Below are 23092 nucleotides of genomic sequence, written 5' to 3'. Positions count from 1 at the left end.
GATAAAGCCTTTGCTTTAAAAGTCAGCGAAATGACTCGAATCAATTATCAGCAACTATTAAACGACTATGCAGAGGGGCACGAACGACAAACGGTTATGGACTTCCATCATCAATTAAAAGGGGTAAACTGACTAGTTGCTATCTCTCGATAACGCCTATCCGTTTATTGTTTGTTACGAATTGACTTCGCAAATTTGTTTCTGACAGTCATCAAGCTGTCAGCGTTACAGATTTGTTTGTTCAAAGTTTTGTTCAGTTTTCAATGTGCGTACCCGATTGGGCAACTCATATATCATAGCAGCTTATCACCTTGCGGTCAACTGTTATTTTTGAGTTTTTTAGCAGTGACGAACTCTCGCTCACCACCGTCAGTCCCTCGCAAGGAACAATAATTAGTATACTGACTTTGCCGGGGCAGGTCAATGATTTTTTTGTAAAAGCACAATTAATTGTACTTTACGACCTGTAAATAAGAAAAAGAGAAAAACATTCGTTTTTCTCTTTTTCTTATTTCTTTGACATTAATATTGTTCGGAAATTCTACAACCACTCAACTGATTGGCCATCACGATCATCTTTTACCAAAAGGCCCATTGTCTTCAGTTCATCTCTTAGGCGATCCGATTCCTCAAAGTCCTTAGCCGAACGTGCCGCTGCTCGCTTTTCCAACAGCGCTTTCGCCCCATCCGGCAACGCCCGTTTCTCTTCAAAGTCGTCAAGGCCAAAAATATGCAGCCACTCCGTCAATTGCTTTTGTAGCAACAAGGCCGTTGCGGCACTCGCTCCCTCTTGCATTGATCGGTTGGCCAAAGTCAAAGCTTCAAAAATCACCGTTAGCGCGTTTTCGACATTAAAGTCATCATCCATGGCTGCAATGAATCGTTCATTTTGCAAAGTGACCTGTTCCTGAACCCGAGGATCAACGACACCTTCGGACCCCGCCTGCTTAGCAAGCGAGCGCATCGTCCGGTAGATTTTATCCACTTCTTGTTGCGCCTGATCGAGACGTTCGCGAGAATAGGCAACGGGACGGCGGTAGTGTGTCTTAACTAGGAAGTAACGAAGTCCCTGAGGATCAATTCGATCATCCGCCAATAGATCGTGAATTGTCACGAAATTGCCTAGAGACTTGGACATTTTTTCGTCATTGACGTTAACGAAACCGTTGTGCAGCCAGTAATTGACAAAGGGCCGATCATGGAAGGAAACCGACTGGGCCAACTCGTTCGTATGGTGAGGGAAGGCCAAGTCGATGCCGCCCGCATGAATATCAATCGTTTCACCGAGCAAGGCATCAATCATCACCGAGCACTCCAAGTGCCAACCCGGCCGACCAGGTCCCCAAGGAGATGGCCAGGCCGTTACCCCTGGCCGATCTTCTCTTTTCCAAAGGGCAAAGTCAGTGGCTTCGTGCTTTTCTTCTTGATCTTCTCCTTCTAAACGGCCGGCGGCATTCTTCTTCAGTTCGGCCATGTTCTGGTGGGAAAGAACGGCATAGTCTTTGAACTGGTTCGTCTTAAAGTAGACATCACCGTTGACCTCATAGGCTTGTCCCTGTGCCAGCAGTTGTTCCACAAAGGCAACCATTTCCTTCATATAATAGGTGGCCCTTGGACGAACCGTTGCCGGTGCAATATGAAGGGCCGCCGCATCTGCCAAAAAGGCGTCAGCATATTTATCGGCCACTTCCGCTTCGGTCAGCCCTTCCTTTTTGCCTTGGGCAATGACTTTGTCACCAAGGTCCGTAAAATTCGAAACGAAAGTCACGTCGTATCCACGCCAGGTCAAGTACTTCCGAATCGTATCGAAGGCGACGGAAGAGCGGGCATTGCCAATGTGGATGTAATTGTAAACCGTTGGTCCACAAAGGTACATCCGCACTTTGCCCTTTTCAATGGGCGAAAAGCTTTCTTTTTCAAGGCTGTAGGTGTTGTAGACCGTTTGCATGCTCGTTCGTCTTCTTTCAGGTTTTTTCTTATTATAACAAAAAGCGAGAACCATTCGGCTCTCGCTTTTTAATTAGGCCAAGTACTTGGCTTTGACATCTGCCATCGTCTTCAAGACCTGCTTCTTGTCCAAGAGAACAAGGAGTTCTGGCAAGTTTGGTCCTTGAATTTGGTGGGTTGTCGCAATTCGGATTGGGTTCCAAAGTTCGCGGCCCTTAATTTCAAGGTTGTTTTGAATTGCTCGAATCGTCTTCATGTAAGCATCGGCGTCAGCATCTTCTGGTAAGGCTTCATAAGCTTCTTCCCAGGCAGCAAAGACCTTGCGACCAGCTTCTGAAGTCAAATACTCGACCATTTCATCCGTAATGTCGCCCAATTGGAAGAATGGTTCGCGCATCAAGTCGACGATTTGACGCGTGTATGAAATACCATCAACACCCGCCACATTAATCGCTTCAACCAACCAATCGTGCTTGACTTTGGCATCAGCTTCTGAAATCAAGCCGGCCTTCACCAATTCTTCAATCAGCTGTGGCATGATACGGTCTTTGTCACGGCGAATCCACTGGTTATTAATCCATTCCAGCTTCTTCTGGTCGAACTTCGCGTTGGCCTTTGACAAACGGTGTTCATCAAACATGTTCTTGAATTCTTCAAGGGAGAAGATTTCATCTTCACCCTTTGGTGACCAGCCCAACAAGCCAATAAAGTTATCCAGAGCTTCTGGTTGGTAGCCCAATTCGCGGTATTGTTCAACGAATTGAAGAATATCATTGTCACGCTTTGACAACTTTTTACCGGTTGCCGCGTTAATGATCAAGGCCATGTGGCCAAACTTTGGAATATCCCAGCCAAAGGCGTCGTAAACCATCATTTGCTTTGGCGTGTTTGACACGTGGTCATCCCCACGCAAAACATGGGAAATCTTCATCAAGTGGTCATCAATCACAACGGCAAAGTTGTAGGTTGGCATACCATCAGCCTTTTGGATCACCCAGTCACCACCGACTTCTTTTCCACCGATGGAAATGTGTCCCTTGACGATGTCATCCCATTCGTACATCTTGTCTTCTGGCACGCGAATGCGAACAACCGGCTTCAAGCCTTGCGCTTCGTACTTTTCGTAGGCTGCTTCGCGTTCTTCTTGAGACATCCCTTCATACTCATAGACGTAGTGGGGGGCTTGCTTTGCCGCCTGTTGCGCTTCACGCTCAGACTTTAATTGTTCCGACGTCTTGTATGACTTGTAGGCCAAGCCACGCTTCAACAAATCGTCGATAAAGGGTTGGTAAATCCCCTGTTCGTTTCGTTCGGATTGACGGTAAGGACCGTATTCACCAGGATTTTCTGGTGATTCGTCCCAATCGAGGCCCAACCACTTCAGGTTGTCCAATTGCGACTTTTCCCCATCGGCAATGTTACGGGCAGCGTCAGTATCTTCGATACGGATGACAAAAGTCCCGTTGTAATGTCTTGCAAAAAGCCAGTTAAACAAAGCCGTGCGGGCGTTTCCAATATGTAGGTAGCCCGTTGGTGATGGGGCGTAGCGGACACGAAAGTCGTCAGTCATGAATTCTGTTCTCCTCAGTCAGCTTAGCTGAAAAATTTCTATTAATTAGTATACAACAAAGTGCCAGTTCTTTCAGGCTTCTCTCGATTTAAGGACTTCCTTAACCCAAGGCCAGCTTCAATGCTTCCTTGATGGTGGCAACACCAATCACTTCTAGCCCCTCTGGTATTTTCATGCCGGCCAAGTTGTTCTTTGGCACGACAGCCCGAGCAAAGCCGAGTTTGCGCGCTTCTTTCAAGCGTCCTTCCAAGTCCGAAACAGAGCGGATTTCACCCGTCAGGCCGAGTTCGCCAATGAAGACATCCGAGGCTGGTGATTCCTTATCTTGATAAGAAGAGGCAATGGCGACCGCAATCGCCAAATCAATGGCTGGTTCGTCCAACTTGACGCCACCAGCCGCCTTCAAATAGGCATCCTGGTTTTGCAAAAGCAGGTTCGCCCGCTTTTCCAAAACAGCCATGATTAAGGATACCCGGTTGCGGTCCAATCCGGTCGCTGTTCGCTGCGCATTACCAAAAACCGAAGGGGTCACCAGGGCCTGTAGTTCTACTAAGATGGGCCGTTCGCCCTCCAACGTTGCCACAATGGCCGAGCCAGTGGCACCGGCCAACCGCTCTTCTAGGAAGATTTCAGAAGGGTTGGCCACTTCGGACAGCCCCTTATCACGCATTTCAAAAATGCCCAATTCGTTGGTTGCCCCGAAACGGTTTTTCACCGCTCGAAGGATCCGGTACTTATAGTGCCGGTCACCTTCAAAGTAGAGCACGGTGTCGACCATATGTTCCAAAATCTTTGGCCCAGCAATGGCGCCACCCTTGGTCACATGGCCGACAATAAAGATCGAAATATTGTTGGTTTTAGCAATCTGTAACAGGTCGGCTGTAACTTCGCGAATCTGGGCGACAGACCCAATCGGTGAGGTCAAATCAGGTTCCTGCATTGTCTGCACAGAATCGATAATCAAAAAGTTGGGTTTCAGCTCCTCGACCTGCTTTTTGATGGCTTCCATATCCGTTTCTGGATAGAGGTAAAAGTCGTCGCCACCAACCTCCAGTCGGTCGGCCCGCATCTTAACCTGAGTAGCCGACTCTTCCCCCGTGACGTAGAAAACTTTGCCATGGGCGGCCAGTTGACCAGAAACCTGAAGTAGCAAGGTGGATTTCCCAATTCCCGGATCGCCACCAATCAAAACCAAAGTACCGGCCACAACGCCGCCACCAAGAACACGGTTAAGCTCCTTCAAGTCCGTTGCGACCTTCGGCGTTTCTTCCAGAGAGACCTGGTTGATCTTTTCAACCTTGGCTGTCTTACCATCTAGGCCAACACGGGATTTTCGGGACTGAGTTTCCGGCTGAATCTGTTCTTCAATAAAGGTTCCCCACTCCCCACAGTTTGGGCAGCGGCCTAAGTAGCGGGCCGAAATAAAGTCACAGTTGGAGCAAATAAATTGTGTTTTCGTCTTGGCCACAATTAGGCCTCCCCGGTTGAGCCAAAGCCACCGGAACGAATCGTCTTGATGGCATCGCCGTCTTGATCAGCTAACAAGAATGGTAAAAAGAGCCCCTGGCCAATCCGATCACCCTTCTTGATTTGCAAGTCTTCATCTCCGAAGTTCAAGAACTGGAAGAAGATTTCGCCCTCGTTCTTTTCATTGTTGTAATAGTCCGCATCAACAACACCGACGCCGTTTGGCATCACCAACTTTTTCTTGATCGGACCAGACGAACGGGAAACCAATTGCAGGTATTCCCCCTCTTGCATGTAGGCTTTGATTCCAGTTGAAACCAGCACTGGCTTCATGGATTCTTGCAGACCACGGGCAGGAATCACCTTGTCTTCGGCTGCTTCAAAGTCGTATCCAGCAGCCTGCTCTGTCGAGCGCTTTGGCAGGTTCAAGCCCGCCTCTTCGTATTTTGTTACAATTTCAAAGCCACGTGTCGCCATTGCACATCCCCTTTGTTTCACATAGAATTAGATAGTATTATTATACGTCATCATTGGCTTTTCAAAAAGGAGGAAGCGATGGCAATTCAACAAAAGGGTAATCGTTTCATTTACGAAGTAAACGGACAGGTGATTGGCGAGGCTGTGTTTCTGCCGACTGAGGACCAAAGGGTTCTTGCGTTGACCAAAACCTTTGTCGAGCCCGCCTTCCGTGGCCAAACGATCGCCCAAGACTTGGTCGATGCCGTTTGCGACTTTGCCCGCTCGAAAGGTGCAAAAGTCCGACCCGACTGCCGCTATGCCGCCGTGCTATTCCGGCGTTTTGAAGAAAAGTATGCAGACGTTGCCGTTCAAGATAGCCCAGAGGCCAATTCCTGCTCAATCTAGCACGCACCCCGAAGAAAAAAGGAGTCCCCATGCAAACATTTGTAAAAGAATTTGAAACCCTGGTTGTCAAAAAGAAAAATGCCCTGCTTTCATCAAGCAAGTTCGTTGATTTAGAAACTCAAATCAACGAGTACGCAAAGGAAAACAGCCTAGAGATTGTCAACCTTTCCGCTCAATACGGCGATAGCTTCGCCCAGTCCTCAGAATTTGCAAGAACGCTCGTCCTCTTCCGCCGCATCGAAGGATAAGCAAAAGAAATTTTCATTACCACATCGACGGAAGCGGAAGCCTAATGCTAGCCATTGCAGTATTTGGCACAATCGGTGTCCTCAAGAAATAAATCGCTATATCAAAGTCGCCCGAATCAATTCGGACGACTTTTCCTTTGTGAATCTTTTGATTTTCTGGGGGGGTATGATAATCTACTGGGTATATATTCTAATTTAGAGAGAATGGAAGAGAGGTTCAAATGTTCCCAAGTGCAATGTTTACATCACTCATTGTGTTAACTATTCTGATGTTGATTTCCCGAAAAGAGCTAAATCAAATCAAATATCAAATGCTTCTATATGTCTTGTATCTATTGTTTAGCATCTATTTGCTCTGGTCAGATGTTCAAAGATACCACGGTATTAATCAATCATTTTATCAAAATCTCTCAAACCTTTACGTGGGCATCGTCTTACTCGCAACTGCTTTACTGTCTTTTTGGAGAGAAAAACGCGGTATAAAGCGCAAAAAGCCTTCTGAATACCGTCCAGTCGTTCGAGCAGTCGTTATCACTTTACTCGTAATATGGTTTGCAATCCTTATGCCCGCCATCGATATTTTCAACATTTCTCTTTACGACAACTGGTACACTTTCTTGATTTTCCTCCTCATAGCATGTCTGGTCGGTTACCTTATCGATGTCCTTGGTCGCTTTTTAGATCGGAAATATCCTAAAGAATAGTTTAATAACTGTTACTTATACCAACTTTGAAAAAAGTTGGTATTTTTTATTTTCAGAAAAGAGTGCCTTCTTTCTCTATTATAAATACGAATTATAGTCCTATTTGTCGTACGACTTTTCGATATAATTTCGGCATATTTTTCCGTTATACTTTGGGCAGAAAGAAGAAAGTTCAAAAGAAAGGAGATTATCATGATTGATAAACTGCCAGAACAGCTCATTTCAATTATGGCTTTACTTGTATCCTTCTATAGTTTTTTGCTGGTGGAAAGAAGAAGCAAAACCAATCAAGAAATCGAGATATCCCGCCCAATCTATGCGGATCATCTGACTAATAAGCTACCGAGAGCTTTTGAAGAATACCGAAATGCAAAGAATACACTTCGAGCAAATCAAATTTTTTCTAGGCACCTTAGGCAATTCCGCATCGATATTCAGTATTTTCAATATGCTCATCCACATATTCATAGAAAGATCCTCCACTCACTATCAAAGATTGACTTCGCAATCAGTCATAGTACAATGCACCCAAATTCACCGTAACCAACACTGAAATCAACAAAGCATTCAAAAAAATCTACACAACCCTCCTACATGATCTACCAAACGATCATATAGACACGATTTTTAACAGAAAGTCCAGGTAACTTACATGAATACAACTATCAACCTTGAATTCAAGTATCCATTCACACGAGCTTTAGCTGGTGACAAATTAGGAAAAAGGACCTATAAGGAGCAGGTTGCCGCCATCTTGTCAGAAGAAGAATGGCAAGAAGAGATTACGATTTGTTTTCCAGATTCCGTCTACGTTATCGGTACTTCCTTTTGGCATGGTTTCATTGACAACATGATTGATAAAATCGGCTATGACGGTATTCGAGAACGTGTCAAATTTGTTACATGTTCCCAGGAGCTAACCGATGATCTTTATGAGGATTTATATTAGGGAGTGTCGCAATGAGCATAACCATGTCAGATATATCCTTTATTATGTCAGTAATTAGCTTAATTTTTGCTCTCCTTGTATTGATTGAGTCTTACAGAATTTATCCTCCTAAGTTTGTTCGATGGCTTCGATATAGAAGATTAATGAAAAAACTTTTTGGAAAAGATTTCTTTAAAAAAGTGAAAGTACACAAGAAATAAACCCAACAAAAAAACAGCCCCCAGGCCATCAGCCTGGGAGCTGTTTTAATTTCTAGACAAATCTTACTTCTTTGCCTTCTTTTCTTAGATGGCTGAGATAACAACCTTGCCATCGACCATGTCAGCAGACAACGCCTTCTTGTCGGGGTTGTCCAAGTAGAAGTCCGTAACTTGGTCACGAATCTGCTGTTCAATGACGCGACGCAATGGCCGTGCACCGAGTGCTTCATCATAACCATCGTCAATCAAGTGTTCTTTGACTTCGTCAGAGATTGTCAAAGTCAAATCCTTCTTAGCCAACGTCTTGTTGACGTCATCCAACATCAAGTTGACGATTTGCTTCAAGTCATGCTTCGTCAAGGCGGAGAATTCAACCACACCGTTGAAACGGTTCAGGAATTCTGGACGGAAGAAGTGTGACAAGCGGTCCATCAAATCGCCCTTTTCAACTTCCTTGTTACCGAAGCCGGCATTCGAAGTAGCAATAACGACGGTGTTCTTGAAGTTAACCACGTTTCCTTGACCATCTGTCAAACGACCATCGTCTAAGACCTGCAAGAGCAAAGTCAAAACTTGTGGGTTAGCCTTTTCAATTTCATCCAAGAGAACGATGGAGTATGGGTTACGACGAACTTTTTCAGTCAAGGTGTGGGCGTTGTCGTCATAGCCGACGTATCCGGCCGTGGCACCAATCAACTTTGATACCGCCGTTTGGTCTGAGTATTCAGACATATCCAAACGGATGATGGATTCCTTGGTTCCGAAGAGGTCCTTGGCCAATTGCTTTGCCAATTCTGTCTTACCAACACCGGTTGGTCCAACGAAAAGGAATGATCCGATCGGACGGTTTCCTTCGTCAAATCCAGCACGGTTACGACGGATGGCACGAGCGACCATGTTAACGGCCTCGTCTTGTCCAATGACTTTTCCAGCCAAACGCTTGTCGATTTGCTTCAAGTGTTCAATATCGGAAGCACCCATCTGTGAAACAGGGATTCCCGTCAAGCGTTCAACGGACTTGGCCACATCGTTGGCCGTTGCCGTGACTTTCTTGGCTTCCTTGGCTTCCTTCAATTCGTGCTTAATGTCTTTGATTTGGTTCTTGATTGACAGAGCCTTCTCATAGTCTTCTTCAGCAACGACCCGGTCTTGTTCTGCTTGCAAAGTTTCCAACTTCTTCTCCAAGGAAACCTTGTCGGTTGCCGGATTCTTTGCTGACAAGTGAGCGGCCGTCATATCAATCAGATCAATGGCCTTATCAGGCAACGAACGCTGTGGAATATACTGTACTGAGTAATCCACGGCTGCCTTCAACACATCATCAGGCAACGCCACATTGTGGTGCTTTTCATACAATGGGGCAATCCCCTTCAAAATCTTCAAGGTATCCTCTGCAGATGGGGCGTTCACCTTCACTTCGTTAAAACGACGAGCCAAAGCCGCGTTCTTCAAAATGGTGTTACGGTACTCGTCTTGCGTGGTGGCACCAATCAAAGATAATTCACCACGTGACAAAGCCGGCTTCAAAATATCAGCCAAGCCCTTGCCGCCTTCGCCATCACCAGTTGAACCAGCACCCAGAATTTGGTGGATTTCATCAAAGAAGAGCACCACGTTTCCGGCCTTCTTGACTTCGTCAATGAGCTTTTGAACGTTTTCTTCAAAGGCACCACGGTATTGAGTGCCAGCTTCCAACTGTGAAATGTCGATTGAGTAAATCTGCTTGTCTTGGATGGCAGCAGGGACGTCACCGGCAACAATGGCCTGTGCCAAGCCTTCGATAACCGCCGTCTTACCGACACCGGCATCCCCAACCAACACTGGGTTGTTCTTTGTACGACGAGACAAAATCTCAGCCGTTTCTTGGATTTCTTTGTTACGTCCGATCACTGGATCAAGCAAGCCATCCTTGGCTTCTTGCGTCAAGTTGCGGCCGAGCTTTGCTAACATGCCGTCTTGCTTGACTTTGCCAGCTTGTTGACTCGCACGTCCGTTACCGGCAGTCTGACCTTCTTGGCCAGCGCCGTTTGGCAAAACCCCGGTTTGCTTGTATTGAGCAAACTCTTCTGGGCTCACTTCACGGCCATTGATGAGGTAACGACGGTTTTCGGAATTCATGCCGCCGAGGCCGCCCATCATGTTGTTAAAAATATCATTCATATCTGAATTAAAAGGATCGTTTTGGTATGCCATAATCTTACCTACCTTCTTTATCGTTATTTTTTTATTTTGGGCCTTTTAAAAGTCCTGCGGAGTTACGAACCGGTTAGCCATCTTGTGCCTGGCGATAACCTTCTTCCAATTCACGAAGCACCTGCCACATGGCAATGTGCTGTGCTTTGGCAAGGGCGTCCAAGTCGCGAATATTCATCGACGTTGCTTGGGACTGCGCCTTGTTAAAGGACCGGTGAATGGTTGTATAGCCGTAACCAGAATTTTTGGATACACGATAAATCGTTAGGGACTTATCATCCAAATAGCGTTTAATATTGAATCGGACCATTTGCGTCCTCCTCTTCCGTCACATTCTTAACCATTCTGTAACCTCCTCGACTTTTAGTATATCACATCTGTGACATAACACAAGTGTGCTATATCTATTTTTTTCACTATCCTTTAAACTAGGTATATTGATGTTAACGGGCCTTGGTCCAGTTAACGTTTCACTTTTTTCCTATTAAAGAGGTAGCCACGTGTCAAAAAAACGTTTTGAAATCGAACTCCCTGAACGAGTGGTTCAGGAACTCCACCTAGAAGATGGGGACCAAATTGATATTCAGGTCAGCAACCAGGCGTTCAAAGTCCTGCCAAGTAAGAAGGCACAGGAAAACCAAAACCAACAGCTGTCGATTCGGCGTTTCATCATACCTTCGATTCTAGCGACCGTCGTTTTCGCCTTTTACACCATCTGGCAAAAAGAATCCCTCGTTCCCCTAACCGGTTCGGATTCCATCGCCACTTGGGTTATTTTTCTTGGCGAATTAACGGGTATGGCGACCTTTATCTATACCCACATCCAAAAGATTCGCGCAGAGCAAACGGCTCAAAAGCGCAAGATTGCGATTCGGCTGGCGCCAACCCTTATCTTTTCCTTTGCTTTGATTCAGGCTTTTGTCACCGTTGCCTTGTTTTGGGCAATTGGCTACCTCTTCCAGTCTGCTTCCTTCGATTCTTTAACCGCCACCTTAATTTTCTTCCTCTTTATCTCGGTGGTTAACTACGTCATGATTTACTCGGCCACCCTAGTATCAACGACCTTTATGATGTTCTTGCTGATCATTACCATCGTTTGCGGCGTCTTAGTTGCCATGGTCACCAACTCCCGTCTTCTCTGGTGGCAGCACAACTTTTCCTTTTTAGGAACCGCCAAGGCGGACTTTTCCTGGACCTTTAACGCCACCTTGATGATTGCCGGCTTACTGTGGGCCACCCTTATCGACTACCTCTTTGTCCCAATCCAAAGTCGCTTGAAAAAGAATTGGCGGCTCATCCTGCTGCGTACCTTTTTGACCTTTGATGCCCTTTGCCTCTTTGCCATCGGGGCCTTACCAAATGATCCAGGCCTGCTTCACATTGCCCACGACACCGCCGCTAACTTCTTAATTCTTGGCACCGGCTTGCCAATGATCAGTATTCACTTCTTGCTACCAAACGCCAGCAAGGAATTTAACCTCTTTTCCCTCGGTACTGCCGCTGGCATGCTGCTTTCATCACTCTTGTTTTACTGGGTTGGCTACTTCTCGTTAACCGCCTTTGAAATCTTTGTGTTGACCATGGGGATTTCCTGGCTACTCTTGCTGATGCAAAACATCCACGAACTATACGAACTAAAAGACAACACTTACGCCATTCAGCTAAAGGCGCTTAACTAGGAGAGCTTATGTCAGATTATCAGAAAAATCATCCCTACAAAAAACGGCCAGCAACCCGACAAAAGCAAGGGCATGGTCAGCGCCCGACTTTTTCAGACGTTTCGGTCAAAGTCGGCCAAAAATTTCCACTGACCATTAAGCGTTTGGGCATCAACGGCGAAGGAATTGGCTACTTCAAGCGTAAAATCACCTTCATTCCGGGTGCACTTCCCGGCGAAGTGGTCACCGCCAAAGTGACGAAGGTGACGGATAAGTATCTGGAAGCCAAAACCGTCACCGTTCGTGAACCTTCCCCTGATCGCGTGACAGCAGAAGATCCCGCCGCTGATTTAGTCGGTGGTTTCGAACTCGCCCACCTGGCTTATCCGGCACAATTAGCCTTCAAGAAAGATCTGATTGGCCAAGCACTCGAGAAGTTTAAACCGAACCATTACGAGCAAATCAAGGTGTTGGACACCCTTGGCATGGCCACACCCGCTCACTATCGAAACAAGGCCTCCTTACCAATTCGAAAGTTAAAGGGCCAGTTAACGATTGGCCTTTATAAGCGAGGCACCCACGATCTCGTGGATCTGCCAGAAATGGCGACACAGGATCCACGAACGCTTCGAATCATTCGCCAACTCGGCCAGATTTTAGATCGGCATTCGCTTTCCTTTTATAACGAAAAAAGCAAAAAGGGCCTGGTAAAAACCTTAATCGTTCGAACGAATCAGGCTGGTTTCGCCCAAGCAACCATTGTCACGACCGAAGACAAACTACCAGATGCCGACTTGATCATCCAAGATGTTCAAAAGACTTTGCCAGAGGTCCAAGGCCTTTTTCAGAACCGAAACGATGGTTCGACCTCTCTGATTTGGGGAGACGAGACTTGGAAGCTCTGGGGAAATGACTACCTACAAGAGGATATCCTTGGCCTAACTTTCAACTTTTCCCCAAGGGCCTTTCTCCAATTGAACTACGAACAAATGGAAAAGACCTACGAGGTGGCATTGGCCGCCTTGGACCTCCAGTCATCCGATCGCCTGGTCGATGCCTACGCGGGGGTGGGTACCTTAGGACTTTCCATGGCCTACAAAGTCGCCGAAGTACGGGGAATGGAAATCATCCCCGAAGCCGTTGACGACGCCCGGAAGAACGCGGAGGAAAACGATATCCAAAACGCCCATTACGAGGTTGGCTCTGCTGACCGCGTCTTCAAAAAATGGGCCAAGGATGGCTTCCACCCCACGGCACTGGTGGTCGATCCACCACGTCCCGGTCTTGAAGATGACTTGAAGCAAGCCATTTTGAAGGCCCGTCCAAAGAAGTTTGTTTACATTTCATGTAACCCCTCGACTTTGGCACGGGATTTGCGCGACCTTGACGCCGCATACCACGTTGACTACATCCAACCAATTGACATGTTCCCCCAAACCCCACGCTGGGAAGGGGTTGTGAAACTTTCACTCAAGTAATCATCAAGGGGCGTCCGACGCCTCGCATTGGCCAATCAATCTATTAGGAGGCACTCGCTCATGCACCACAGCGATGGACAATATTTCGAACTTTCCTTCAAGCAATTTCTCTTTTACTTTATTTTGTCACTAACGCTCGATGCCTTGGGAAACGGGCTTTCCGTTTCAACCAACCTTGGCTCAGCACCTTGGACGGCCGGAGCGGCCAATTTGGCCCATCTAACCGGTTTGCCCATCGCCCTCTTTTTGGGCTTAACCACAGTCTTAGTCGCGACAGCCAATATTTTCTTCGCCCACAAACTCGATTGGCGCCGTTTCTTTGGTAATATTCTCTTCGGTGTTCTTTTTTCCCTCTTGGCCGGCGTTTTCACATCCCTCTTCATGGTTTTTCATTTCATTGATTACCCCATCTGGGCCAAAGTCATCATCGATGTTCTTGGCCTAAGCACCATTGGAGTTGGGATTTCGATTTACCAGCGGGTCAATGTCATCCTCCATCCCATTGATGACCTGACGAACATTCTCCGCTTTTCATACTTCCACGGATCAGCTCCAAAGGCGCAAATGTCCAACTTCGTGGTCGGCGTCATGATTTCATTGGTTTGCTGGCTCTTATCCGGAACGGTGGTCGCCTTGAATGTCGGAACGGCTTTTGCCTTTTTCTGCCAAGGATCGATCATCGCCTGGTCCGACCGTTATATCTTTCCGTCCCTTGTACACGGAAACATGGACAAGTCCCACAAGGACATTCCAAAACAAAGCTAAGCAAAAAGCCGCTCTTTCCAAGGGAAAGAACGGCTTTTTTTATTGATTCATTGATTGAAAAAACGTTTTGAAAGATCCAAAACAACTCGATTATTCAAGACCCAATAAGTTAATAACAGCTGAATCGGGTAAAAAATTACAGACTTTAGCAAACGGGGCGCAAGCATCCCGTTAAAAACCGCCCAAGAATGCTTACTTGAATACAAAAGCATGATCGAAGCGGTGTTAATCAGCAGATTAACGATGACCGTGATGGCCAGCACGGCCAAGGCAATGGTCCACCAAGATAACTTCTGTTCCTTATTCTCCCGATAGAAAAAGGCCCCATAAATCAGGCCGGCAATGGCAACGCCAATTGCCATAAAGGGCGACCAGTTCCCACCACCAAAGAAATTCGTTTTAACAAAGTCCAAAAGGACCATGACAAGCATGGACCAGATTGGCCCAAACCACTTCCCCATCAAAGATGAGGCAAGAAAAACGAAAGAGATACGAAGAATTTGTGTCGTAATTGACACCCGTCCCAAAACAAAGGAGAGGGCAATTAAAGCAGCAAGTAGGACGAGCTGCTGGACCGACAAGATGGGCAAAGCCCACCTCGAAAAACGCGTGCGTGTCTTGTTCATATGATTGAACCTCCTCAAAGGAGCGTCCACCTAGTTGGTGAATGCGAAACCCGTACCGCACATTAACTGTTTCGTCGCTGGCCCACATTCCGTTTCCAGCGCACTTAACGCACGGGTTTCTACCCCATAAATTGTTGGCGTTTTTTTGCAGAACGCCGCTTCCTATTATAGCAGGTTTTGCATTTTCCCATGCCAAAGTCACAGCAATTCAGTCACCGAGAGCCTATGTTATAATAAATTAATTGACTTCACGTTCACCCCCCATAAAGGAGATTTCAACATGAAAAGGTTCATTGACCAGCACCTCTACTGGTTTTTAAGCGTCGTCATTATTCTTGCCGCACTAAATGAATACACACCCTTGGTCCAAAATACAACCGTTAGCCTTGCTGTTAGTTTGTTCACGGCCGCTTACGCCGTTCTTCTTGTGCTGATTGTGTCTGCAGAACACAAGAGCAAAAAGTGAATCATTCTTTAAAGGAGATGTTGCCATGAAAGAATTCATCAACCAACACATCGTTTACTTTCTAATCGCCATGGTCATCCTTGAGTCGCTCATCCTTTTTAGCCCCCTTGGCAAAAACGGCATGACGAGTATCATTCTCAACCTGATTCTATTGCTTTGCGCCATCTTTGTATTAGTCGCTGTTCGTTCCAATAAGAAAAATAAGTAGGCCATCACCATTTTTTGTCGAAATTAAAAACCCCGCGATTTGTTCATCAAATCACGGGGGTTTCTTTTACATCATTTATATAGAATCAATGCCGAAACACGACGAATCGACTGGGCATATTTAATATTGATGATTTCATGATCCTGGTTCTGCAAATCCTCTATGGCTGCATTCAGCTTGTTGGTAAAGCCAATCCCAGAAATGGAACCGGTCACTAAGTAAGTTAACATCAACCGAACTCCTTTCACGTTTTGCTTACATCTTTGCTTCCAAATCCACGTTTGGATACTTGTCTTTGAACCAATTCATGGCGAACTGGTTTTCAAAGAGAAAGACGGGCCGGTCGTAGCGATCCTTAACCAAGAGGTTTCGTGACGAGGCCATTTTTTCGTTGACCTGGTCAGGGTCGACCCAGCGGGCGACTTTGGAACCAATTGGCTCGAATTGGATGGCCACGTTGTATTCGTTTTCCATTCGGAACTTGAACACTTCAAACTGCAGTTGACCAACGGCACCAAGAATGTATTCGTTGGAATTCCAAGACTTATAAAGCTGAATTGTTCCTTCCTGAACCAACTGGGTAATCCCCTTGTGGTAGGACTTTTGTTTCATCACATCCTTAGCGATGACTTTGTTAAAAAATTCCGGGGTGAAGGTTGGCAAATCTGGGTAGGTCACCTTCTTCTTACCAGAATAGATGGTGTCGCCAATCTGGAAGTTTCCCGTATCGTAGATACCAATGATGTCACCCGGAACGGCATCTTGAACGTTTTCACGTTCTTCCGCCATAAACTGCGTGACGTTGGCCAAACGCAGCTTCTTATCGGTCCGTGACAAAGTCACGTCCATCCCCTTCTTGAATTCACCGGAGACAATTCGTGCAAAGGCGATTCGGTCGCGGTGGCGAGGGTCCATGTTGGCCTGAATTTTGAAGATAAAGGCGGAAAACTGATCGTTTGTCGGTTCCATGACTTGGTCATCGACCGTTTCAACGGCAACTGGTTCCGGTGCGTACTGCAAGTACTGTTCCAAGAACTCCGTCACCCCAAAGTTGGCCAAGGCCGAGCCGAAGAAGACCGGCGTCAACTTTCCATGGGCCACGGCCTCTTTGTCAAAGTCGTTTCCCGCATCTTCCAGCAGTTCGACCTCATCCATTCCTTCTTCCATCACTTCGGGATGGTCCGAAGCGTTTTTGAAGGGAATCAGTTCCTTTTGACGAAGGTCGTAAATCCCCTGCAGAATTTGTCCTGAACCAATTGGCCAGTTCATTGGAAAGGCTTGAATGCCAAGCGTTGACTCCAATTCATCGACCAAGTCCAAGGGTGCCCGGGCATCACGATCGATTTTGTTAAAGAAGGTAAAGACAGGAATACCACGCTTTGAGACAATTTCAAAGAGCTTCTTAGTCTGTGGCTCAATTCCCTTTGCGGCATCGACAACCATGACAACCGAGTCAACGGCCATCAAGGTTCGGTAAGTATCTTCCGAGAAATCTTCGTGACCTGGGGTATCCAAGATGTTAATTCGCTTGCCATCATAGTCAAACTGCAAAACGGAAGAGGTAACCGAGATACCACGCTGCTGTTCAATGGCCATCCAATCGGAAGAGGCCATCTTCTTCGCACCACGTCCCTTGACCGTACCCGCTTCACGAATGACACCACCGTGGAGCAGGAGTTGCTCAGTCAGTGTTGTTTTACCCGCATCGGGGTGGGAAATAATGGCGAATGTTCGCCTTGTTTTCAATGCTTCTTTAAAGTCTGTCATAATGTCTTTATTCTACCGGAAAAAAGCAGTTAGGGCTAGATGCAATGTCTGCCTTAACTGCTTTTACTCGTTTAAAGAATACCTTCTCTAGTCATTCTACTGTTGGGCGTCCTTGTACTTGACCACTTCTTCTGGCGTTGCCAAAACAAAGTGACCCGGTTCCACTTCCAGCATTTCACGTTCCTGCCCATCCTTTTCAAAGGATGGATCGTATGTTTCAACGCGGTGGGCCTTTTCCTTAACAGGATCTGGTTCAGGAACGGCTGAAAGCAAGGACTTGGTATAAGGGTGCAGGGCGTGGTTATAGACCTGTTCGGCCGTTCCTAACTCGACCAACTTTCCCCAGTGCAAAACACCGATTCGATCGGACAAGTACTTGACCATGGCTAAATCGTGGGCGATGAACAGATAAGTCAACCCGTGGTCCTTTTGCAATTGGGCCAGGAGGTTGACCACCTGGGCCTGAACGGACACATCAAGGGCCGAAATTGGCTCATCGGCAATGATGAACTTTGGCTTCACAGCCAAAGCGCGGGCAATCCCAATTCGTTGCTTCTGCCCACCGGAAAATTCGTGCGGGTAACGAGAAGCATGGTCCTCGTTCAAGCCAACCATGTGGAGGAGTTCCAAGACTTTCTTCCGACGCTTTTCCTTATCCTTTGGATAACCGGCTTCATCAAGGCCTTCGCCCAAAATGTTTGAAACCGTCAAGCGCCCGTTCAAAGAAGCCTGCGGATCCTGAAAGATCATCTGGGCCTGACGACGAAAATCGCCTAGCTCCTTGCGCTTCATCTTCGTGATATCTTGACCATCAAAGGTGATGGAACCGGACTCTGGTTCGTACAGCTTCAAGACGGAACGACCCAAAGTCGTCTTTCCCGAACCAGATTCCCCAACAAGGCCGAAGGTTTCCCCCTCGTAAATGTCGAAGGAAACGTTGTCCAAGGCCTTGTTTTCGTTTTTCTTTCCCTTGTTAAAAGTCAAGGTCAAGTTCTGAATCGCCACTTGTTTTTTTGCATCGGGATTCTGCATGGCTTACCCCTCCTTTACAAAGTTTTCCTGCCAAAAGGCTTGGCGTTTTTGAATTTCAACCGGTGGCTCCACCTTTGGGGCCCGTTCATCAAGCAACCAAGTAGCGGCTTCGTGCGTATCGGAAACCTTAAAGAACGGTGGTTGTTTCTCATGATCAATGTCTAGCGCGTAGGCATTACGGTTGGCAAAGGCATCCCCCTTTGGCGGATATAACAAATCCGGTGGCGTTCCTGGGATTGCATGAAGCGAACCAAGGGCCGTTGACGTCGTTGGCATTGATGAGAGAAGTCCCCAAGTATAGGGATGCTTTGGATTGTAGAAAATCTCGTTGACTGTTCCCTTTTCAACAATCTTACCAGCGTACATAACAGCCACGCGGTCGGCCACGTCGGCCACAACACCCAAGTCGTGGGTGATGAAGATAACCGACATGTCCCGCTTCTTCTGCTGGGCCTTAATCACGTTAATGATTTGGGCTTGGATGGTCACATCCAAAGCCGTCGTTGGTTCATCGGCAATCAGCACGTCCGGTTCGGCCGCCAAGGCAATAGCGATAACGGCACGCTGGCGCATTCCACCAGACCACTGGTGGGGGTAATCATTAATGTGCTTGTCAGCATCGGGAATCCCAACGTCTTTCATCAAAGCCAGGGCCGCTGCAAAAGCTTCCTTGGCTGACATACCCAAGTGCTTTTCCATGGGTTCTGCAATTTGCTTGCCAATCGTCATGGTTGGGTCCAATGAGGTCATTGGATCCTGGAAAACCATGGCAATCTTGGCACCACGTACCTGGTCCCAGTCACTTTCTTCATAACCGGCCAAGTTTTCCTCACCGAGCAAAATCTGACTTTCTTCTGAAACTGTCGCGTTTTGGGCGTTTAAACCAAGCAAGGTCTTTGTCGTAACGGACTTTCCAGAACCTGATTCCCCGACAATGGCCAAGGTTTCACCTTTCTTCAGGTCAAAGTCGACCCCGCGAATGGCTTTGACAACACCGGCGTAGGTTTGAAAGGAAACCGATAGATTTTTAACTTGTAAAACGGGAGCTGGCATAAAAGCCTCCTATTCGTCTAACATCTTTGGATCAAAGGCGTCCCGCAAACCATCCCCTAAGAGGATGAAGGCCAGGGAAACCAGAACCAAGATGGTAGCTGGAATGAGAATTTGATAAGGGTAGTATTGCAACATTTGCTGTGCGTCGGCAATCAGCGTTCCAAGGGAAGCCGTTGGCGCCTTCACACCCAGGTTAATAGCTGACAAAACGGCTTCGAACATGATGGCTGATGGAATCGTCATCATCACTTGCACGATAATTGTACCGGCCATGTTTGGCACCAGGTGTTTAATTGCGATCTTTGGTCCGGAACCGCCAAGTGTCTTGGCAGCCAGAACAAAGTCACGCTCCTTCAAGGTTAAGGTTTGGTTTCGCACCTGCCGGGCCATGGCCACCCAGTTTGTCAGGGCGATGGCCAGGATGATGGACCCAATTCCGGAACCGAAAAGCATGGCCAGGAGAGTCACGACAACCAAAGTTGGGATGGCCGAAATCACTTCGATGATACGCTGCATGAGGGTGTCAACCCAACCACCGAACCAACCGGAAATCAATCCGTAGGAAACACCAAAGACCAAGTCAATGGCCGTTGCGGCCAAGGCAACGAAGAGCGAAATACGCAGACCAACCGTGACACGCTTTCCAAGTGAACGGCCCAAATTATCCGTTCCAAGAAGGAAGTTTTGCGTCACGCCGTTTTTCTCGTAAACGTCGACTTTATCAGCCGAGCCAAGCACCGTTCCGGTCCCATCCCAGTATGGAATAGGTAGGCCGGACTTAGGGGGCAGACTCTTATACTTGGCACCCGCATTGGTATTAAATTGGTTCGCATCACTTTGCGAAACAACGGCTGTTGATCCGATGGCAAAGACTGCCACCGCAACTAAGAAATAAAGAGAGACCACGGCCAACTTATTCTTCTTCAAACGGTGCCAAACCGACTGCCAGAAAGTCAGTGTGGGCTTGTTAATTTTTTCCGTGGCGGCTTCGTTTTTAATCCCCACCAAGGCAAATTCTTGACTTGCTTCCATGACTTTCCTCCTAATTCAAACGGACACGTGGATCCACAATGGCCGTCAAGATGTCGGTAATCAAAATCATCACCATCAACATCAATGCATAGATAATCGTTGTTCCCATGATGACGGGATAATCCTTTGTCGGAATTGATGACACAAACTGCTGCCCAATTCCGGGAATGGAAAAGATGTTTTCCACCAGGGTTGAACCCGTCAGCAAGTTGGCCGTCATCGGCCCAATCAAGGTCAAAATTGGAATCATCGAGTTCCGGTAGGCGTGCTTTTGAATCACTTGGGCTTCACCAATTCCCTTTGCACGGGCCAACTGAATGTAGTCCGAATGCAAGACATCAATCATTTCGGATCGAACAAAACGGGTTGTGATGGCAGCGGGCCCAACGGCCAGCGCAATCGTTGGCAAAATTGTCTGGGAGAATGAATCGCCCCAGCCAGAAACCGGCAGCCAGTTTAATTGGTAACCGAAGACGAAGAGCAAGACAATCGCCAAAATGAAGGAAGGTGTTGAAATTCCAAGAGTTGAAACAACCCCCAAGAAGCCATCCAACTTTTGGTTTTGGTGTCGCGCCGAAATTGCGCCAAACCAGAGGCCAAACAAAACACCAACAATCAAGGCCTGTACACCCAGTTGAGCCGAGATTGGCAAACGCTGGCCAATCAGCATCGAAACCGATTGGTTCTGGTACTGGAAGGAGGTCCCCATGTCACCGTGCAAGAGATTAATCAGGTAATCCCAGTACTGAACAAGAACTGGCTTATCCAATCCATAGGTGGCGTTCAGTTGTTCGATGGCCGAGGCCGTCAACTTTGGGTTATTATATGGCGTTCCTGGCAGGATCTGCATCAGGAAGAAGGTGGCCGTGACCACGATCCATAGAGTGATAACCAGGATCAATACACGTTTCAATATATAGCGGGCCATAAGGTCTCTCCTTTAGTTCAAATATGTACGAAAGTCGGCTTTCGCCGACTCTCTTCTTTCTTACTTACGGTGTGCGTAAGTCAAATCAAGTGTTAAGCCAACTGGGTTTTGCACAACACCCGTTACGTTTGAACGAACAAGTGAACTGTTCTTCCATGAGTAAAGTGGGTTAATGTTGGCATCATCCATCAAGGCCTTTTCAGCATCCTTAAAGTCATCTTGACGAGCCGAAGCGTTGTTTGCATCCGTCGTGTCAGCCTTCTTGACAGCAGCGAAGTAAGCTTGGTTGCTAAACTTACCACTGTTATAACCGGCATCCTGGCTTGCAAAGAGGTCGTAGAAGGTTGAACCGTCTTGGTAATCCCCGTTCCAGTTGGTTGCCACAACATCGAAGTTACCAGCTTGTGAATCCTTCAAGCGTTGCTTGAATGGCACAACCTTTTCCGTTACCTCAATGTCTGAACCAAAGGTTGATTCCCAAGCCTGCTTGATGTAATCAACCGTGTTCTTAGCAATTGGGCTTTCCGCATCGGTTTCAAGCGTAATCTTCATCTTGCCTTGGTTTACCTCAGCCAAACCTTCCTTGAAGAGTTCTTGCGCCTTCTTCTTGTCGTAAGTGTAACCTGGCTTGACGTAAGCTGACAGATCTTGACCAGTGGTTGTCTTCGTCAATCCCTTTGATACAAGTGATTGGGCGGCATCACGAGAACCACCTGTTGCTTGTGAAGCCAATTCCGTCCGGTTTGTCGCGTAGTTCAAAGCCTGACGAATCTTTTGGTTCTTCAAGAAGGCGTTGGTTGCTTGGTTGTATTCAAGATAAGTTGAGGCAGCAACCGCCGTGGACTTCACATCCTTGTTATTCTTGTTAGCTGAGTACATTTCAGGTGAGTTTGAAATGGAGACACTATCGATCTTGCCTTGCTTGTAAAGCTTCAAAGCCGTATCGGGGTTCTTCACGACCTGCCAAGTAACCGTCTTCGTCTTCACGTCCTTAGCGTTCCAATAGTTATCGTTTTTAACCATCTTGAACTTACCGTTGGTTCCGTTCCAACCTTCAAACTTGTAAGCACCTGAGTAAACTTGCTTGTCAGCAGTCGTACCGTACTTGTCGCCTTCCTTATCAACAAAGGATTGCTTTTGCGGTGCGAAGTTTGCAAAAGCTAAGAGGTACTTGAACTGTGGCATTGCGTGATCCAACTTGAAGGTAACCGTGTTACCAGAAGCCGAAACGCCCAATTCAGAAACATCCTTCTTACCCGCCATAATATCATCAGCATTCAACACACCGGAGGCCAATGAAGCGTATTGTGAACCAGTCTTAGGGTTAACCATTCGCTGCCATGAGTAGACAACATCTTGCGCCGTCAACTTTGAACCATCCGACCACTTCAAACCAGAACGCAATTGAATGGTGTAAGTTAAGCCATCTTCTGAGACCTGATAGGACTTAGCCAAATCCGGTGCAGCATCACCCTTTGCGTTCACACGCAACAAGTTCGATTCCGTGTTACCCAAAATCAAGTTTGAGTACTGATCCGTTGCCTTTGAGACATCCAAAGTCTGGATATCCGTTGGCATCGCATAGTTCAAGGTATTCTTATCGGAGCTAGGGTTTTTCCCCCACCAGCCGGCTGCTTTGGTTCCACCCGCCACAGCAGCGACAACAACAACGGCTGCTGTCCACTTCTGCCATCTTTTCATTTTCTAGACCTCCCGGCGCTTTTAATGTTGAATTAATAGTATCAGATAATTTTTTAACTTTCAAATAATTTTCTAATAAATAACTAATAAAAACTGTAACATTATTGTTATATTAGCTTTTATGCCCTGGTGTTAATGAGTTTTTGCTCATTCTTTTCATTTGTTTTTAAAGAAAAAATAATTTTAAGAAAACAAAAAAAGTCTCACTTTTGCTAAGTGAGACTTTCTCTTTTGAC

At 46.8% G+C, this 23092-nt stretch carries 24 protein-coding genes, 1 pseudogene and 1 riboswitch; of the genes and pseudogenes, 11 read left to right on the top strand and 14 right to left on the bottom strand.

Features of this window, described 5'->3' with window-relative positions; translation table 11 throughout:
• Nucleotides 1–123: pseudogene (locus G6R30_RS06175) on the top strand (site-specific integrase); the annotation flags it as partial.
• 418 nt (nucleotides 124–541) lie between these two features.
• Here the strand turns inward: G6R30_RS06175 and cysS are convergent.
• The 4 genes from cysS to G6R30_RS01525 all read right to left on the bottom strand — a co-directional run bounded on the left by cysS (nucleotide 542) and on the right by G6R30_RS01525 (nucleotide 5461).
• Nucleotides 542–1948 (bottom strand): cysteine--tRNA ligase, encoded by a 1407-nt coding sequence (cysS, locus tag G6R30_RS01540; RefSeq protein WP_213820794.1) that lies wholly within the window; start codon nucleotides 1946–1948, stop codon nucleotides 542–544.
• 72 nt (nucleotides 1949–2020) lie between these two features.
• The gene (gltX, locus tag G6R30_RS01535; protein ID WP_213820791.1) at nucleotides 2021–3517 is read right to left on the bottom strand and encodes a glutamate--tRNA ligase; all 1497 of its coding nucleotides are present in this window, start codon (nucleotides 3515–3517) and stop codon (nucleotides 2021–2023) included.
• Between the two features lie 100 nt (nucleotides 3518–3617).
• Complete coding sequence (radA, locus tag G6R30_RS01530) at nucleotides 3618–4985, bottom strand: DNA repair protein RadA (protein ID WP_213820789.1); 1368 nt, start codon at nucleotides 4983–4985, stop codon at nucleotides 3618–3620.
• A 2-nt stretch (nucleotides 4986–4987) separates the two neighbouring features.
• Complete coding sequence (locus tag G6R30_RS01525; protein WP_213820787.1) at nucleotides 4988–5461, bottom strand: dCTP deaminase/dUTPase family protein; 474 nt, start codon at nucleotides 5459–5461, stop codon at nucleotides 4988–4990.
• A 78-nt stretch (nucleotides 5462–5539) separates the two neighbouring features.
• On the opposite strand from G6R30_RS01525, the gene G6R30_RS01520 reads away from it, so the two are divergent.
• From G6R30_RS01520 to G6R30_RS01500, 5 genes are all read left to right on the top strand, one after another.
• A complete protein-coding gene (locus G6R30_RS01520) occupies nucleotides 5540–5848 on the top strand; it encodes a GNAT family N-acetyltransferase (RefSeq protein ID WP_213820785.1) in 309 nt (102 codons plus the stop codon).
• A gap of 29 nt (nucleotides 5849–5877) precedes the next feature.
• On the top strand, nucleotides 5878–6096 hold the full coding sequence (locus G6R30_RS01515) for a hypothetical protein (RefSeq protein ID WP_213820783.1): 219 nt from the start codon (nucleotides 5878–5880) through the stop codon (nucleotides 6094–6096).
• Between the two features lie 221 nt (nucleotides 6097–6317).
• Complete coding sequence (locus G6R30_RS01510) at nucleotides 6318–6800, top strand: hypothetical protein (protein WP_213820782.1); 483 nt, start codon at nucleotides 6318–6320, stop codon at nucleotides 6798–6800.
• 192 nt (nucleotides 6801–6992) lie between these two features.
• Nucleotides 6993–7343: a hypothetical protein gene (locus G6R30_RS01505; protein ID WP_213820780.1), complete on the top strand. Its 351-nt coding sequence runs from the start codon at nucleotides 6993–6995 to the stop codon at nucleotides 7341–7343.
• 109 nt (nucleotides 7344–7452) lie between these two features.
• Nucleotides 7453–7749: a hypothetical protein gene (locus G6R30_RS01500; protein WP_213820778.1), complete on the top strand. Its 297-nt coding sequence runs from the start codon at nucleotides 7453–7455 to the stop codon at nucleotides 7747–7749.
• A gap of 284 nt (nucleotides 7750–8033) precedes the next feature.
• On the opposite strand, the gene G6R30_RS01495 is transcribed toward G6R30_RS01500, so the two are convergent.
• Nucleotides 8034–10142 carry an AAA family ATPase gene (locus tag G6R30_RS01495; protein WP_213820775.1) on the bottom strand — a complete coding sequence of 703 codons (2109 nt, stop codon included), beginning with the start codon at nucleotides 10140–10142 and terminating at the stop codon, nucleotides 8034–8036.
• 73 nt (nucleotides 10143–10215) lie between these two features.
• Nucleotides 10216–10452 carry a transcriptional regulator gene (locus tag G6R30_RS01490; RefSeq protein ID WP_213820773.1) on the bottom strand — a complete coding sequence of 79 codons (237 nt, stop codon included), beginning with the start codon at nucleotides 10450–10452 and terminating at the stop codon, nucleotides 10216–10218.
• 190 nt (nucleotides 10453–10642) lie between these two features.
• On the opposite strand from G6R30_RS01490, the gene G6R30_RS06290 reads away from it, so the two are divergent.
• From G6R30_RS06290 to G6R30_RS01475, 3 genes are read left to right on the top strand one after another with little or no spacing between them, the layout of a single operon-like run.
• Nucleotides 10643–11821 (top strand): DUF998 domain-containing protein, encoded by a 1179-nt coding sequence (locus G6R30_RS06290; RefSeq protein WP_213820771.1) that lies wholly within the window; start codon nucleotides 10643–10645, stop codon nucleotides 11819–11821.
• Between the two features lie 8 nt (nucleotides 11822–11829).
• Complete coding sequence (rlmD, locus tag G6R30_RS01480; protein ID WP_213820768.1) at nucleotides 11830–13278, top strand: 23S rRNA (uracil(1939)-C(5))-methyltransferase RlmD; 1449 nt, start codon at nucleotides 11830–11832, stop codon at nucleotides 13276–13278.
• A gap of 60 nt (nucleotides 13279–13338) precedes the next feature.
• Nucleotides 13339–14043, top strand: a complete 705-nt coding sequence (locus G6R30_RS01475) for a YczE/YyaS/YitT family protein (RefSeq protein WP_213820767.1) — start codon at nucleotides 13339–13341, stop codon at nucleotides 14041–14043.
• A 47-nt stretch (nucleotides 14044–14090) separates the two neighbouring features.
• Here the strand turns inward: G6R30_RS01475 and G6R30_RS01470 are convergent, their stop codons facing one another.
• Nucleotides 14091–14669, bottom strand: coding sequence for a folate family ECF transporter S component (locus G6R30_RS01470; protein WP_213820765.1), 579 nt, complete (start codon nucleotides 14667–14669; stop codon nucleotides 14091–14093).
• Between the two features lie 33 nt (nucleotides 14670–14702).
• Nucleotides 14703–14798, bottom strand: a riboswitch (THF riboswitch).
• Between the two features lie 151 nt (nucleotides 14799–14949).
• Between G6R30_RS01470 and G6R30_RS01465 the strand changes: the two genes are divergently transcribed.
• Nucleotides 14950–15135: a hypothetical protein gene (locus G6R30_RS01465; protein WP_213820763.1), complete on the top strand. Its 186-nt coding sequence runs from the start codon at nucleotides 14950–14952 to the stop codon at nucleotides 15133–15135.
• A 25-nt stretch (nucleotides 15136–15160) separates the two neighbouring features.
• Entirely contained in the window at nucleotides 15161–15343 is a 183-nt protein-coding gene (locus G6R30_RS01460) for a hypothetical protein (protein WP_213820761.1), read from the top strand.
• 71 nt (nucleotides 15344–15414) lie between these two features.
• On the opposite strand, the gene G6R30_RS01455 is transcribed toward G6R30_RS01460, so the two are convergent.
• From G6R30_RS01455 to G6R30_RS01425, 7 genes are all read right to left on the bottom strand, one after another.
• The gene (locus tag G6R30_RS01455; protein ID WP_213820759.1) at nucleotides 15415–15573 is read right to left on the bottom strand and encodes a hypothetical protein; all 159 of its coding nucleotides are present in this window, start codon (nucleotides 15571–15573) and stop codon (nucleotides 15415–15417) included.
• 25 nt (nucleotides 15574–15598) lie between these two features.
• Nucleotides 15599–17110: a peptide chain release factor 3 gene (locus G6R30_RS01450; RefSeq protein WP_213820757.1), complete on the bottom strand. Its 1512-nt coding sequence runs from the start codon at nucleotides 17108–17110 to the stop codon at nucleotides 15599–15601.
• A 96-nt stretch (nucleotides 17111–17206) separates the two neighbouring features.
• Nucleotides 17207–18142, bottom strand: coding sequence for an ABC transporter ATP-binding protein (locus G6R30_RS01445; protein ID WP_213820755.1), 936 nt, complete (start codon nucleotides 18140–18142; stop codon nucleotides 17207–17209).
• 3 nt (nucleotides 18143–18145) lie between these two features.
• Nucleotides 18146–19195, bottom strand: coding sequence for an ABC transporter ATP-binding protein (locus tag G6R30_RS01440; RefSeq protein ID WP_213820753.1), 1050 nt, complete (start codon nucleotides 19193–19195; stop codon nucleotides 18146–18148).
• 9 nt (nucleotides 19196–19204) lie between these two features.
• Nucleotides 19205–20227: an ABC transporter permease gene (locus tag G6R30_RS01435; RefSeq protein WP_213820751.1), complete on the bottom strand. Its 1023-nt coding sequence runs from the start codon at nucleotides 20225–20227 to the stop codon at nucleotides 19205–19207.
• A 10-nt stretch (nucleotides 20228–20237) separates the two neighbouring features.
• Nucleotides 20238–21155, bottom strand: coding sequence for an ABC transporter permease (locus G6R30_RS01430; RefSeq protein WP_213820749.1), 918 nt, complete (start codon nucleotides 21153–21155; stop codon nucleotides 20238–20240).
• 60 nt (nucleotides 21156–21215) lie between these two features.
• Nucleotides 21216–22856, bottom strand: coding sequence for a peptide ABC transporter substrate-binding protein (locus tag G6R30_RS01425; protein ID WP_213820747.1), 1641 nt, complete (start codon nucleotides 22854–22856; stop codon nucleotides 21216–21218).
• Between the last annotated feature and the right edge of the window lie 236 nt (nucleotides 22857–23092).

It is taken from the genome of Fructobacillus parabroussonetiae (assembly GCF_018437265.1).
Classification (GTDB): domain Bacteria; phylum Bacillota; class Bacilli; order Lactobacillales; family Lactobacillaceae; genus Fructobacillus; species Fructobacillus parabroussonetiae.
The sequence above is the reverse complement of the archived record's forward strand: the minus strand, read 5'-3'. Positions and strand labels throughout refer to the sequence as shown.